This is a genomic window from Marichromatium sp. AB32, from assembly GCF_003718675.1.
Classification (GTDB): domain Bacteria; phylum Pseudomonadota; class Gammaproteobacteria; order Chromatiales; family Chromatiaceae; genus Marichromatium; species Marichromatium gracile.
This window is the reverse complement of sequence record NZ_RHFJ01000075.1, coordinates 1-13,953: the sequence shown is the minus strand read 5'-3', so window position 1 is coordinate 13,953 and position 13,953 is coordinate 1. Positions and strand designations below refer to the sequence as shown.

The 13,953-nt window shown below is 72.1% G+C and carries 10 protein-coding genes; 4 read left to right on the top strand and 6 right to left on the bottom strand.

The window, feature by feature from the left end:
- Together EBL85_RS15290 and EBL85_RS15285 are read right to left on the bottom strand one after the other, a co-directional pair.
- Positions 1-829, bottom strand: an 829-nt coding sequence (locus EBL85_RS15290; protein ID WP_190288104.1) for an alkaline phosphatase family protein, incomplete at its 3' end; no start/stop codon positions are given.
- A gap of 25 nt (positions 830-854) precedes the next feature.
- Entirely contained in the window at positions 855-2,393 is a 1,539-nt protein-coding gene (locus EBL85_RS15285) for a lipopolysaccharide biosynthesis protein (RefSeq protein WP_190288103.1), read from the bottom strand.
- A gap of 272 nt (positions 2,394-2,665) precedes the next feature.
- On the opposite strand from EBL85_RS15285, the gene EBL85_RS15280 reads away from it, so the two are divergent.
- From EBL85_RS15280 to EBL85_RS15265, 4 genes are read left to right on the top strand one after another with little or no spacing between them, the layout of a single operon-like run.
- A complete protein-coding gene (locus EBL85_RS15280; protein WP_148040564.1) occupies positions 2,666-4,648 on the top strand; it encodes a hypothetical protein in 1,983 nt (660 codons plus the stop codon).
- On the top strand, positions 4,623-6,089 hold the full coding sequence (locus EBL85_RS15275; protein ID WP_123141139.1) for an O-antigen ligase: 1,467 nt from the start codon (positions 4,623-4,625) through the stop codon (positions 6,087-6,089). Before EBL85_RS15280 ends, EBL85_RS15275 begins: the two co-directional genes overlap by 26 nt.
- Positions 6,080-8,119: a polysaccharide biosynthesis tyrosine autokinase gene (locus EBL85_RS15270; protein ID WP_123141140.1), complete on the top strand. Its 2,040-nt coding sequence runs from the start codon at positions 6,080-6,082 to the stop codon at positions 8,117-8,119. Before EBL85_RS15275 ends, EBL85_RS15270 begins: the two co-directional genes overlap by 10 nt.
- 14 nt (positions 8,120-8,133) lie before the next feature.
- A complete protein-coding gene (locus EBL85_RS15265; protein WP_123143353.1) occupies positions 8,134-9,273 on the top strand; it encodes a polysaccharide export protein in 1,140 nt (379 codons plus the stop codon).
- Here EBL85_RS15265 and rfaD read toward each other — a convergent pair.
- From rfaD to EBL85_RS15245, 4 genes are all read right to left on the bottom strand, one after another.
- Positions 9,260-10,279, bottom strand: a complete 1,020-nt coding sequence (gene rfaD, locus EBL85_RS15260) for an ADP-glyceromanno-heptose 6-epimerase (protein WP_123143356.1) — start codon at positions 10,277-10,279, stop codon at positions 9,260-9,262. The two genes, EBL85_RS15265 and rfaD, sit on opposite strands and share 14 nt — an antisense overlap.
- Before the next feature lie 12 nt (positions 10,280-10,291).
- Positions 10,292-11,461 carry a scyllo-inosose 3-dehydrogenase gene (iolM, locus tag EBL85_RS15255; RefSeq protein WP_123143352.1) on the bottom strand — a complete coding sequence of 390 codons (1,170 nt, stop codon included), beginning with the start codon at positions 11,459-11,461 and terminating at the stop codon, positions 10,292-10,294.
- A 5-nt stretch (positions 11,462-11,466) separates the two neighbouring features.
- Positions 11,467-12,984, bottom strand: coding sequence for a class I adenylate-forming enzyme family protein (locus EBL85_RS15250; RefSeq protein ID WP_190288102.1), 1,518 nt, complete (start codon positions 12,982-12,984; stop codon positions 11,467-11,469).
- Between the two features lie 19 nt (positions 12,985-13,003).
- Positions 13,004-13,953: exopolysaccharide biosynthesis polyprenyl glycosylphosphotransferase (locus tag EBL85_RS15245; RefSeq protein WP_123143350.1), on the bottom strand; the 950-nt coding region annotated here is incomplete at its 5' end.

Genomic DNA, 13,953 nt, shown 5'->3' with positions numbered 1-13,953 from the left:
CCCCCTTGTAGAGCGGCCCGAAACCGTGATCGGACATCACGCACAGGGTCACGTCCTCGGGCACCAGCGCCAGCAGCTCGCCGAGACGGCGGTCGAGATCCTCGTAGGCGCGCTCGACCAACTCGCCGTAACGGGCATGGTCGCGGGCGTTGTACTCGGGGTGGGCCGGATCACGGAACTTCCAGAAGTTGTGCTGGGCACGGTCGGTCGACTCGAACACCACCACGAACAGGTCCCAGGACTCGCGACCGAGCAGATGCGCGGCGGCGCGGAAGCGGTTCTCGGTGATCTCCTCGATGCTGCGCGCATAACGCCCGACGGCACGGCGCGAGAGCCGCCGCTCGACGCGTTCGAGACGGTAGCCGCCGGTGACCCGGTCGAGCTCCTCACGAAACTCCGACGGATGGACGAAGGCGCTCTCCAGGCTCGGCGTGTCCATCCCCGAGACCATCACCCCGTTGATCGGGTCGGGCGGGAAGGTGAAGGGCACGTTGAGCACGCAGCTCCGACGCCCGCGCGCGCTCAGCAGACTCCACAGCGGCGGTCGGCGACGGTAGGAGGCGTTGAAGAAGCGGGTCTCGTAGGAGCCGGCCTCGACCGGACCGAAGAAGTCGTTGACCCCGTGCGCCCCGGGGGTGACCCCGGTCATGAACGAGGTCCAGGCCGGCGGGCTCAACTCGGGCACGCTGGAGTCGAGCGTGCCGCTCGCCCCGCGCGCGATCAGCCGCGCCAGATTGGGCAGCCGGCCGGCATCGAGCAGCGGCTGCATGATGTCGAAGGTGGCCCCGTCCATGCCGAAGACCATCACCCGGTTGTTGCTCTGCGTCATCTCGTCTCCCCCATGCCCCGGGCGCTCAGGCCCGGCTCAGTCGCCCGCCGCGAGCGAGCCGTCCGCCCAGCCCCCGCAACAGTCTCAGGTCCTCGGCCGCGAGACCGAGGCGCCAGCCCAGCGCCGCCAGCGCCAGCCCGACGCCCAGCCCGCACCACAGCGGCGCCAGCGCGCGCAGCCCGCTCAGCTCGCACCCCAGCACCACCACCACACCAGCCGCCGCCACCAGCAGCGGACGCCGGGCGAAGGGCTGCATCCCCAGCCGCGCCCGGACCATCAACAACCGCAGCCCGTTGAGCGCGACCAACGCGATGGCGGTCGCCAGCGCCGCGCCGAGCGGCCCGAGCAGCGGGATCAGCGCCAGGTTGAGCGCCAGGTTGAGCGCGATCGCGATCAGGTTGGCGAGCAGCTCCAGCCCCTGGTGACCGGTCATCGCCAGCACCTGACCGACCCCACCGCTGGCGCAGTTGAGCGCGTGACCGATCACCAGCACCGCCAGCACCCCGGCACCGGTGGCGACGAAGCCGGGGCCGAACAACGCCATCAACGGCTCGCGCGCGAGCACCGCCGCGCCCGCCAGCGGCAACGCCAGCAGCGTCAGCCAGCGCGTGGTGGCACGATAGAGATGGGCGACGCGCGCCGGATCGGCGCCACCGTGGGCACTGGCGATCAGCGGCGCGAGGATGCTGTTGACCGAACTCATCAGCGTCGAGGACAACAGCCCGGCGAGGGCGAGCGCGGCGGCATAGACCCCGACCTCGGCGACCGACACCCAGTGACCGAGCAGCAGCAGGTCGAGCGAGCCCATCAGCATCGCGGCGAAGCCGCTCAAAAACAGCGGCAGCGAGTAGCGCAGCACCACCCCGGCGCCCGGCGCGGGCGCGACGGCGGCGGACGGCGTGCGCGGCGCGCGCAGCGCGGCGCCGAGCTGACGGCGCAGCGCCAGCAGGATCAGCGCCAGCGCCACGCCATAGGCCAGCACCATCCCCCAGATCACCGCCCCGAGGCTGCCGCCGAGCAGATAGCCGCCGAGCGCGGCGCACAACAGCAGCGCCGGCAGCGCGAGCTGCTCGACCAGGGTCGCGTAACGGGTGGTGTGGAAGCCGCGGCTGGTCTCGACCCCGACGCGCAGCAGCGCCAGCGCCGGGATGGCGAAGGCGATACGTTGCAGGTGCGGGGCGAGCGTGGGATCGCCGAACCAGCCGATGGCGAGGGCATCGGCGCCGTGGAAGAGGGCCAGGGCCCAGAGCAGCGAGAGCGCCAGCGGGATCGAGAACACGGTACGCAACAGCGCCGGGATGGTCTCGGGGCAACCCTCGCCGAGCGCCAGCGCGAGAAAGCGCATGCCGCCGCGCGCCAGCCCGGCCACCGCCAGGGTGCGGGCGAACTCGCCGACGAGCAGACAGAGCGCCAGCGCGCCGAAGGCCGCCTCGCCGAACAGTCGGGTGACCAGCACCCTGAGGGCGAAGCCCAGCCCCTTGCCGGCGAAGGTGCCGGCGAGGGTGATCAAGGAGCCGCGCGCGGCCACGCCCAACGCGCCGTCGCCCTGGTGCGAGCCGGTCACCGCACGACCACCCTGGATGGATCAATCCCGACCACTGCGTGTTCTCCCGACCGTTCAAGCCCTCACGCCAAGTCGGCCGCATCCTGACCGGCCCGCGCCGGCGGGATACCGACGGATCGCGACCTTGCGATAGATAGAAGGATAACAGCAGCGCACCGGACCGACCTTGTTCCAGCGCAGCTCGCGCACACGCCACGCAACCATCGCCACTGGACCTGACACCCGCAGCCGACCGACAATAGGCCGATGCCACCCCGCTCTCGGGAGCGCCGATGACACCATCCAGCCGCCTCGCGACCCTGGCCCTGTTGCTGACGAGCCAACTGCTGCCGGCCTGCGCCCCCGAGAGCGGCCCCCGACCGCCACCCTGGGGCCGACCCGCCGCCCCCATGGCCGAGCGCCCGGCGCAAGGTCAGGGGCAGCGCCCGGCCATGGCACAAGTGGAGCGGGTCGAGGGTGAGCGGGTGCACCTGATCAGCGCCGACGGGCGCGCCCTCACCCGGACGCTCGGCGGACTGCGGCTGCTGCGTCACAGCCGCGTCGACCCCGCCGCGCTCACCCCGGGCGAGCGGGTGGTGGTCCCCCAGGGAGGCGCGGGACGGGGTCCGCTGCGCGGACGCGTGGTGGCCGGCACGCCGCCGCGGATCGAGACGCCCGGCGGCGAGACCCGAGCGCTCCCGACCGGCGCCCTGGTGTTGCGCGAACACGAGATCGGACGCGACGCGCTGACCCCGGGGACCCGGGTGCGCCTGACCCCGAACGCGCTGATCGTCGTCGACGGCGGCCCGGGAGGCGCACGCCCGCCAGGCGCGCCGAGCGTGCGCCCCGCCCTGGCCGGCGCACCGGCGCGGGCGGCGGCGCAACGCCCGACGGTCTCGCTGCCGATGCCCGAGACGGCGCCCGAGGACCACTTCGACCGGGCCCGGATGCAGGCCTCGCTGGACTCGCCCTTCGGCTTCTTCGACCCCAACATGCTGCGCTTCCGGCACACCTCCTGGAACCAGGGCTATGGCGAGACCATGCGCGCGCTCGGCGCCCACTGGGCGTCACAGGGCGCGACCTTCGCCTTCAGCTGGAACCTGGTGCAGGGGCGCGACGCCGACGGCGGCTGGGCCGGCTACGACTGGAGCCGGCTCGACGCCCTGGTGCGCTACAGCCAGGCCAACAACATCCATCTGGTGCCCATCCTCACCGCCTCGCCGCCGCAACCGACGGGCCAGCGCATGGCGCGCTCGATCCCGCGCAAGCCCGATGACACCGCCGCCTACAGCGCCTTCGTGCGCGCCGCGGTGGAGCGCTACGACGGCGACGGGCGCGCCGACATGCCCGGCCTGCGCGCGCCGATCCGGCGCTGGGCGGTGGAGAACGAACCCTATGCCAAGCGCTACTGGCAGGGCGACGGCGCCGACCTCGCCGACACCCTGATCCTCGCCCATCGCGCGATCCGCGCCGCCGACCCCGGCGCCGAGGTGATCGCCGGCATGGTGCGCGGTCCCGGCTGGCACGGCGACACCGACCCGCGCCGCTTCATGGATGCCTTCTTCGACCGGCTCGGCGCCCGCGCCGGGGGCGAGCGCCCCTATGACTATCTCGACCAGCACTGGATCGGCACCGCCCCGGGGGTGGCGCTCGAGCGCCAGTACGCCGAGCTGCGCACCTGGATCGACGACCTCGAGCGCGCCGCCGCGCGCAACGGCTTCGCGCCCGCGCCACTGGTCGCGCTCGAGCATGCCGGGCGCCATCAGGACGAGCGCGCCCAGGCCGAGGACGTGGTCAAGCGTCACGCCTATCTGCTCGGCTCCGGGTTCCGCTTGACCCTGTGGTCGGGGCTGCGCGCCGCCCCCGAGCGTGGCGCCAGCCCGGGCGACGGCTACTTCCGCCAGGTCACCCTGATCGACGCCGACGGGCGGCGCAAACCGGCCTATCACGCCTATCGGCGGATGACCGAGCGGCTCGACGGCTGCGACTGGCGGCGCACCCGGCTGCTGCGCGACGAACAGGGTCTGGTGGTGGTGCGCTTCCACTGTCACGACGCACCACTGCTGGTGGCCTGGAGCGACCGCTCGGGCGGCAGCGCAGCGGTACGCATCCCCATCGAGCACCCCGGGGTGAGGCGGGTGCGGGTCGAGTCGGCGCTGCCCGACAGCGGCCCCTCACCGCGCACCCTGGCGCTGGAGGACGGCGCGATCCGACTCGACCTCGACGCCACGCCACGCTACCTGAGCCCGGATGGACCGACTGGCGACGCCCCTTAACGCCACCCTGCAGCTCGCGCTCGCGCTACCCGCGGTGCTCGCCATCCTGATCTCGCCCTGGCTCGGGCTCGGGCTGGTCGCGCTGCTGTGGTTCTATGCCGCGAGCCTGCGCTGGCCGCTGACCGGTTTCCTGGTGGTCTATGGCGCGGCGCTGCTGATGAACATCAACCTGATCACCGACTCGCCGCTACGCGCGCTCGGCGAGCGCTACCCGCTGGCCCTCGGGCTCGCGCCGCTGCTGCTGCCGCTGCTTGCCGCGCGGCTGCTCGCCCGACGCGTGCCCGGCGCCGCCCCGACGATCGCCCCGCTCGACACCCTGCCGCCGCTGCTGCTGCTGTGGATGCTCGCCAGCTACGGTTGGAGCCTCGACCCGCTGCACGGCACGAGCATGGGGTTGAACCTCGCCTTCGGGGTCGGACTCTATTTCCTCATCCAGCTCTATGTCACCGACCGCCGCGCCCTCACCCTGACCCTCGGCTTCACCTTCGTCTGGGGCCTGGCGCTGGCACTGATGCTGGTGCTCTCCAACAAGATCGACACCAGCCCGCTGCAGGCGCTGCAGGTCCGGCTCGGCGCCGACTGGCGCTTCGAGCCCTCGCTGATCCTCTACGGCACCCGCGCCGGCGGCTTCGCGCCGCCGCAGATCGCCGGCACCGTCACCACCTTCGTGTTCATGGCCGGCTGCGCGCTCTGGCCCGAGTGCGGCGGGCGCGCCCGGCTGGTGCTCGCGCTGAGCGCCCCCTGGCTGATCTCCAACCTGCTGGCCACCGGCTCCAAGGGCGCCGCCGGCGCCTTCGTCATCGCCGTCTCGGCCTTCATCGCGCTCTACCCCGGGTTGCGCGGGCGACGGTTACTGACCGGGCTCGGCTTCCTCGTCGCGCTGGTCGCGATCATGGCCTTCAACGTGGTGGTGTTCAGCGCCGACCGGCTGGCCTCCGGGGCCGAGGTCAACGAGCTCTCCATCACCTTCCGGCTGGAGTTCTGGGAGGCCGGACTGGCGCTGCTCGGCGAGCGCTGGATCGGCGCCGGGCTCGGCGGCTTCGCCCATCTCGTCGACCCCTGGCCGGGGGCGCACAACTACTATTTCAGCATCCTCTTCGACGCCGGTCCGGTCGGCACCCTGTTGCTGCTCGGTTTCGTCCTCGGGGTGGTCGTCGAGCTGGCGCGCGCGCTGCGCGAGACCCGCGACCCGCGGCTGCGCCGCTATCTCTACTGTCTCGCCACCGCCCTGCTGGCACTGTTGATCCACGCCACCGTCGACTTCTCCTACGATTCGGCCTTCAGCTGGATGCTCTACGGGCTGATCGTCGCCACCGTGCGGATCGCGCGACGCGAGGCCGCCAGCCGCTATAATGGGCCGCCGCCGACCGCACACGCGCCGACAACCTCCGCCGCGGTCGTCCCCGACCCAGAGCATGACGACGCCACGAGATGGAGCTGATACAGATCCGCGACCTGCTGATCCGGCGTCGCCGCACGCTCGCCACCCTGTTCCTCGCCGTGGTGGCGCTGGTCGCGCTCTTCACCCTGGCGAGCGCGCCGACCTATCGCTCGACCGCGCTGGTGCTGGTACGCGAATCGCCCGGCGCCAACACCCTGCTCGCCGCGCTCGGCATCCCCACCGCCAGCCTCACCAGCAGCGACGACTTCGACGCCGACACCGAGATCTCGCTCGGCCAGCTCGAACCCTCGCTCGACCGGGTGATCGCCACGCTCGGGCTCAGCGACGACCAGGGCGAGCCGCTCACCGCGCGGCGGCTGATCAAGGGCGGGCTGCTGCCGCGCCTGACCCCGCGTCCACACCTCGACATCGATCAGCTCGAGGACGGCCGGGTGGTCGAGATCGTCGGCTGGAGCGGCGAGCGCGATCAGGCCGCGGCACTGGCCAACGGACTCGCCGAGGCCTATATCGCCAGCCAGGTCGAGCTCCAGCAGGCCGATCTGGCGCGTGCCCGCGCCTTCGTCGACGAACGCCTCGGCGCGGTGCGCGACGACTATCTCGCCGCCCTCGCCGCCCAGCGCGCCTTCGTCACCGAGACCGGGGCGATCGACCTCGACGCCCAGATCGAGACCCTGGTCACCAAGCTCGGCGCACTGCGCACCCAGGCCGAGGAGAACCACACCGAGCAGGCCGCGCTCGCCGCCGAGCTGGCCGCGCTCGACACCGAGCTGGCGCGCACCGGGGCGGCACGCAGCGCCGATCAGGCCCAGGCCAACAGCGAGCACATCCGCACCCTCAAGGCCGACCTCAACGACCTGCTCCAGGAGCTTGCGGCGCTGCGCGTCGACAGCACCGAGGCATCCTCCGAGTACCGTCGGCTGTTCGCCCAGATCGAGCGGCTGCGCGAGCTGATCGTCGCCGAGGCACGGGCGGTGGTCGGCGGCGGCGGCGAGACCCTGGGCTTCTACGAGGAACTCGGCGCTCGACGCACCGAGCAGCAGGTGGCGCTGGCGATCAGCGAGGCCGAGGGCCGCCAGATCGCCCACACCATCGCGGAGTACCGCAACCGGGTCGACACCCATGCCGCGCTGCTCGAGCGCCAGGCCGAGCTGGACAGCGAGCTGGAGGTGAGCGAGGCGATCCATGGCCGGATGCTCGAGGCACAGCGGCAGCTCGGGCTTGCCGCGGCGCTGGTCGCACCGACCCACGTGCTGGTCCAGCGGGCCACGCCGACCACCCGCCCGGCCAGGCCGAGCCTCGCGCTCAATGCCGTGGTGGCGGTGTTGCTCGGCGGCTTCTGGGCGCTCGGCATCGCCCTGATCGAGGACCTGTTCGACGACTCGGTACGCGACCCGGCGGCGCTGCGCGGCCCGCCCCTGCTCGCCCGGCTGGTGCGGGTACGCCGCGACGCGCGTCCGGCGCGGGCGTGGCGCGAGCCGCTGCGCGCACTGCGCAACCGGCTGCGCGAGCGGCTCGACGGCCAGCTGCCCCGGCGGCTGGCGCTGGTCGGACCCTGTCGCGGCGACGGGCGCAGCACCCTGCTCGCCGCACTCGCCGAGCAGTGCGCCGGCGACGGGCTGCGGGTGCTCGCGCTGGAGCTCGACCTGCGCGCCCCCGACCTCGCCTCACGCCTCGATGCCGCACCGCAGCCCGGGCTGGTCGGGCACCTGTGCGAGGGCGTGGCGCTCGAGCGCTGCATCGTCCCCACCCGCGTGCCCGGGCTCGATCTGCTGCCCGCCGGCGCCGCCCTCGACGATCCGGCACCGCTCCTCGCCGAGGCCCGGCTCGGCGCGCTGCTCGCCCGTCTCGACGAGGACTACGACCTGATCCTGATCGACACCCCGCCGCTGCGCGCGAGCGAGGACGCCATCCAGGTGCTGGCGCTGGTCGAGCACGCGCTCCTGGTGGTCGCCGCCGGTCGCACCCCGCTGCGCGCGGCGCGCGCAGCGCTCGAGCGGCTCTCGCGACGCGCGCCGCTCGGCCTGGTGCTGACCGCCGTCGACCCACTCGAACACCGTTATCTGCACTGAGCCCGGATGCACCGATGACCACCACTCACACGCCTTCGCCCCGTGCCCGCTGGAGCGCCGCGCTCGCGCTGATCGGCCTGATCGCGCTCGGCGCCGGCTGCGCGCTGGTCCCCGGCACCCGGATGGTGACCTTCGACAAGCCACGCAGCGCCGCCGAGGAACCCCCGGTCGCCGCCCAGGCCGAGATCCACCCGATCACCTTCAAGCTGATCCGGCAACTCAGCACACCGCCACCCAGCCCGCTCGACAACCCGGCGCTGGAGCGCGAGATCGCCGACTATGCCTATCGCGTCGGCAAGGGCGATATCCTCAACATCATCGTCTTCGAGCACGAGGAGCTGACCATCCCCGCCGGCTCCTATCGCAGCGCCGCCGAGTCCGGCACCTGGGTCCACAGCGACGGCACCCTCTACTTCCCCTATGTCGGCAAGCTCGCGGTCGCGGGACTGACCCTGGAAGAGGTGCGCCTGCGTCTCACCGAGGCGCTCTCGGAGTACATCGAGGAGGTCAAGGTCGAGGTCAACGTCGCCGCCTTCAACGCCAAGCGGGTCTATGTCACCGGCGAGGTCAGGGAGCCGGGACCGCGCCCGCTCACCAACATCCCGCTGACCCTGCTCGATGCCATCAACCACGCCGGCGGCCTGACCGAACACGCCGACTGGGACAACGTGGTGCTGAGCCGCCGCGGCGCGGAGCAGCGGATCTCGCTGCAGGCGCTGCTCCAGCACGGGGTGCTCACCGAGAACCGGCTGCTGCGCGCCAACGACATCATCCACGTGCCGCGCAACGACACCCTCAAGGTGTTCGTGCTCGGCGAGGTGCGCCAACCGACCACCCTGGTCATGGGCCGCAACGGCATGCGCCTGACCGAGGCGCTGAGCAGCGTCGGCGGGCTCAACGAGGGCAGCGCCGACGCCACCGGGGTGTTCGTCATCCGCCCCGGCGGCGAGACGCGACCGATCCAGATCTATCAGCTCGACCTCCGCGACGCCACCGCAATGGTGCTCGGCGCCCAGTTCCGGCTCGCGCCGCGCGACGTGGTCTATGTCACCGCCGCGCCGCTGGCACTGTGGACCCGGGTGGTCGACAACCTGCTGCCCTCGCTACAGGGCTACGACCTGATCAACCGCAACATCAACGTCAACACCCGCTGACCCCGGCGCCCCATTCGCGATAGCTGCGACGGATCTCGGGGAGATACGCGGTCACGCCCCGCGCAAGGTCGTACTCGGGGGCGTAGCCGAGCGCCGCGCGGGTGGTCTCCAACTCGGCCCGGGTATGGGTCTGGTAGGCGTGGTGGGGGTTGTCGATGTAGTCGATCGGCAGCGCCGTGCCCAGACCCTGCTGGAGCAGCTCGAGCACCCGGGCGAAGGACTCGGCACGACCGCTGCCGACGTTGAACACCCCGCTGACGCGACCCGCGGCGGCGGCGAGCACCGCGCGCACCACGTCCTCGACATGGACGAAGTCGCGCAGGATGTGCTCCGAGCCGTGGAACAAGCGGGGCGCGCGCCCGGCGAGCAGCTGGAGGCCGAGCTGCAGCACCATCGAGGCGGTGGTGCCCTTGAAGTACTCGCGCGGCCCGTAGACGTTGAAGAAGCGCAGCCCGGCGACGGCCAACCCGGGATGCTCCTGACGGAAGCGCGCCGCCATCTGGTCCATCTTCAGCTTGCTGAAGCCATAGGGGGTGTCGGGGGCCTCGTGACCGATCCGCTGCGGCGCCGGAGCGGCACCATAGGTCGCGGCCGAGGAGGCGTAGACCAGATCGGCGCCGCGGCGCGCGGCCAGACCCAGCAGATCGGCGAAGACATTGACGTTGGCGCGCAGGATCGCCGCCTGGTCGTAGACCCGGGTGTCGGAGACGGCGGCGAAGTGCAGGATCAGGTCGTAGCGCAGGCGCTGCAGCCGAGCGAGGTCGCGCGGCTCGGTGAGATCACCGCAGATCAGCTCGCCGGCGAAGTCGATCAGGTTGAGATAGTGCCCGAAGGCGCGCGGGCCGGGGGCGTCGGCGGCGGCGCCGAAACAGTCGACCACCACCACGCGACACCCGGGGTGGTGGTGCTGCAGGTGCAGCGCGACATTGCTGCCGATGAAGCCCGCCCCACCGGTCACCAGCACCGTCTTGCCGTCGAGACCGCGCGGCGATTGTCCCTGTGCCATGCTCACCTCCACTCAGCCGATCCGCACCATCACCTTGCCGTCGGTCCGCTGCACCGAGGTCGCCAGCGCGCTGATCGCCTCGGCGAACGGGTAGCGCGCGGTGATCATCGGCGCGACCTCGAGCCGACCACTGGCGAGCAACCGGATGATGCCGTCGTAGATGCCGTAGCCGGCGTGACCGCGCCCGCCCTGGATGGCGTTGGCACCGCTCACCAGCCCGTTGAGCTGTACCGGGGTCTCGGTGGCGGCGCGCCCGAGATAGACGATCTGGCCGCCGGGGGCGAGCGAGGACTGCATCTCGGGGACGGTCTCCCCGGCCGCGCCCGCCGCCTCGACCTGGATCTCGGCACCGCGCCCGGCAGTGTGCTCGCGCACCAGGTCGCGCGGCCTGACGCCGTCGCGACGCAGCGCAGCGGTGTCGTAGACGCGATCGGCCCCCAGCGTCTCGGCGATCGCCAGGCGTTCGACGATGGGGTCGAAGGCGATCACCTGACTGGCCCCCGCCAGGCGCGCCAGGGCGATGGCGCCGAGTCCGATGGGACCGGCGCCATGGACCACCACCACCGCCCCGGGACGGAAGCCACCGGCACAGACGAACAGCCCGTTGTAGGCGCAGCCCAGCGGCTCGATCAGCGCCGCCACCTCGAACAGTCGGGTGTCGTCATAGCGCCCGGCGAGCGCGGCGATCGACCAGCACTGACGCTCGTCGACGGCGACGTACTCGGCCAGCGCGCCGTCGGTGGTGATCCCGGTCAGCTCCACCCGATCGCACTGGTTGAAGGCGCCGCTGCGACAGGGCGTGCAGCAGCCGCACCAGACGATGCTCTCGGCGGCGACCAGATCGCCCTCGCGCAACCCGCGCACCGCGCGCCCGACGCGCTCGACCACCCCGGCGTACTCGTGGCCGATGATGCAGGGCAGCGCCGCCGGACCGGAGAACATCAGATAGCCCTCGGCGTCGGTCTGGTAGAGATGGCTGTCCGAGCCGCAGATGCCGCAGCACACCACCCGCACCAGCACCTCGGTGTCGCCGATCTCCGGGACCGCGACCTCGGCGAGCGCGAAGCTCGGATCGCGCCACACCTGGCTGGCGCAGTCGGCGCGACGCCGCTCCAGCTCGCGCGCGCTCGGCGCGTACCCCGGTCTGGGATCCCAGACCGCCGTTGCCATCAATGCCTTCATCGTCGTCACCCGTCGGTCAGGGACCCGCGTTCCACCAGGGTCCGCAGGGGCCGCTTGTCGATCTTGCCACTGCCGATACGCGGCAGGTCGTCGACCAGCTCGAAGCGTCTCGGCACCATGTAGTTGGGCAACCCCTGGGCGCGGCAGTGCGCGCGCAGTCGGGCCGCGTCGAGCTCGGCTCCCGGCTCGGGCACGACGAAGGCCACCGGCACCGCGCCCTTGCGGCGGTCGGGGCGACCGAGCACCGCCGCCTCGCGCACCCCGGGATGGGCGCCGAGCAGCAGCTCGAGCTGCAGCGGATAGACCTTGAGCCCGGCGACCTTGATCATGCCGCTGATCCGCTCGACGTAATAATAGAAGCCGTCGTCGTCACGCCGGACCAGATCACCGCTGCGATACCAGCCCTGGTGGCCGGCCAGCGCGATCCCGCCGTCGTAACCCGAGACCAGCCCCGGACCGCGCAGCTGCAGTTCGCCGACCTCGCCCGGCGGCAGCTCGCGCCCCTGCTCGTCGACGACGCGCGCCTGATAGTGCGGACACACCCGCCCCATGCTGCCGTCGAGCCGATAGCCCTCGGCGGTGTTGGCCAGCGCCACCCCGCTGGTCTCGGTGCTGCCCCATACCGACATGACCGGCACCCCGCCGCGCGCGGCGAAGGCGGCGTTGATCTCCGGGCTGGTATACATCCCCCCGCTCTCGGCCAGACGCAGGCTGGCGAGATCGGCGCGCGCGCAGGCCCCGGCCATCATCCGGTACATCGGCGCCAGCCCCATCATGCAGGTCACCCCGAACGCGCGGATCGTCCCGGCGATGGCGCGCGGGCTGATCTCCTCGAGCAGCACCAGCGCGCCGCCGGTCTGGAGCGCGCGACAGAACAGCTCGTGGGGATGGGCGAAGGCGGCGAACATGCACAGATGGACGTCGTCCGGGCCGAGCGCGAAGGCCTCGATCGCGGCGCGGGTGTTCCAGTAGAGATTGGCGTGGGTCGCCAGCGCGCCCTTGGCCCGTCCGGTGGTGCCGGTGGTGAAGTTGAGATAGGCGACCTGCCCCGACTCGGGCTCGGGCGGGGAGGCGATGGGCGTGGCGCCGAGCAGCTCGGGCCAGGAGACGCAGCCGGGATGACGGCCGGCGCGGTCGATCAGCGCCATCCCCTCGGGCACCTCCCCGGCGGCCAGCGCCGCCAGCGTCTCGCCCTCGGCGAGCAGCGCGGCGAGCCGCTGCGCGCGCGCGAACCCGAGCAGCAGACGCGGCTCCAGCGCCGGGTTGAGCGCCACCGGCAGGGCGCCGATCCGGGTCGCGGCGAGGAAGGCGAGCACCCCCTCGGGCCGCCGCCCGAGCGCGATCCCCAGCCGCGCCCCCGGCCCCAGTCCGAGCGCGTGCAACGCGCCGGCGAGACACTCGACCAGCGCCTGGGTCCGGCGATAGTCGAGCGTGCCGTCGCGATGATGGATGAAGGGGCGCTCCGGGGTGCGCCTGGCGTGCTCGGCGAGCAGGGCGTTGAGGGTTGGGGTCGCGGTCTCCATGGCGGCTCCGGTGGCGCGGCTAGCAGGTACGCATCGCCGAGACGGCGAACAACAGGGTGCGTACCAGGATGATGGCGTCGAGCAGCAGCGAGCGGTTCTCGACATAGAACAGGTCGTAGGAGATGTTCTCGTGGATCTGCTTGTCGCGGTCGCCGCTGATCTGCCAGACCCCGGTGATCCCCGGCTTCACCCGCAACCGCTCGCGATGGATCTCCTCGTACTCCTGTTCGACGATGAAGGGCATCTCGGGGCGCGGGCCGACCAGGCTCATGCTGCCCTCGAGCACGTTGAACAGCTGCGGCAGCTCGTCGAGGCTGGTGCGGCGCAGGAAGCGCCCGGCGCGGGTGATCCGCGGGTCGTCCGAGACGGTCGGCGAGTAGGCGAACCTAGGGCTGTCGAGGTGCATGGTGCGGAACTTGTACATCGGGAAGCGCGCGCCGTCCTTGCCCACCCGCTCCTGCACGAAGAGCACCGGCCCCGGCGAGTCGCGACGGATCCACAGCGCGATCGCGATCATCAGCGGCGCGAGCAGCAACAGCGCCGCCCCCGCCAGCGTCAGGTCGAGCAGGCGCTTGCTGATCTGCTCGGCGGGCCGGGGGCGGATCGCGCCCAGGGTCACCATGGGGATGCCGTTGATGTCCATGAACTGGATCTGCTTGGCGAAATAGCCGCTGAGATAGGGCATGAAGCAGATCCGCACCGCCAGCCCCTCGGTCAGGCGCATCAACTGCTGGAGGTGACACTCGCCGGCGCTGCGGATCGGGGTGCTGATCAGCACCAGCGTGACCTGCTCGCGCTCGATGAAGGCGCGCAGCGCATCGGCCTCGGCGATCAGCGCCGGCGCCTCGGGCCCGGCGGCGGCCTCGCCGGCGAGCGCCAGGGCGCGGCGGTCCTCGTCGTAGAACCCCGAGACCCAGTAGCCGAGCTCGGGGGCCTCGCGGATGTGCTTGTAGAGCATCCGCCCGAGAT

Excerpts from the sequence above, each read along its gene's own strand:
- EBL85_RS15280 (WP_148040564.1), top strand. The coding sequence starts at position 2,666 with ATGACACCATCCAGCCGCCTCGCGACCCTGGCCCTGTTGCTGACGAGC.
- EBL85_RS15275 (WP_123141139.1), top strand. The coding sequence starts at position 4,623 with ATGGACCGACTGGCGACGCCCCTTAACGCCACCCTGCAGCTCGCGCTC.
- EBL85_RS15270 (WP_123141140.1), top strand. The coding sequence starts at position 6,080 with ATGGAGCTGATACAGATCCGCGACCTGCTGATCCGGCGTCGCCGCACG.
- EBL85_RS15265 (WP_123143353.1), top strand. The coding sequence starts at position 8,134 with ATGACCACCACTCACACGCCTTCGCCCCGTGCCCGCTGGAGCGCCGCG.
- rfaD (WP_123143356.1), bottom strand. The coding sequence starts at position 10,279 with ATGGCACAGGGACAATCGCCGCGCGGTCTCGACGGCAAGACGGTGCTG.
- iolM (WP_123143352.1), bottom strand. The coding sequence starts at position 11,461 with ATGAAGGCATTGATGGCAACGGCGGTCTGGGATCCCAGACCGGGGTAC.
- EBL85_RS15250 (WP_190288102.1), bottom strand. The coding sequence starts at position 12,984 with ATGGAGACCGCGACCCCAACCCTCAACGCCCTGCTCGCCGAGCACGCC.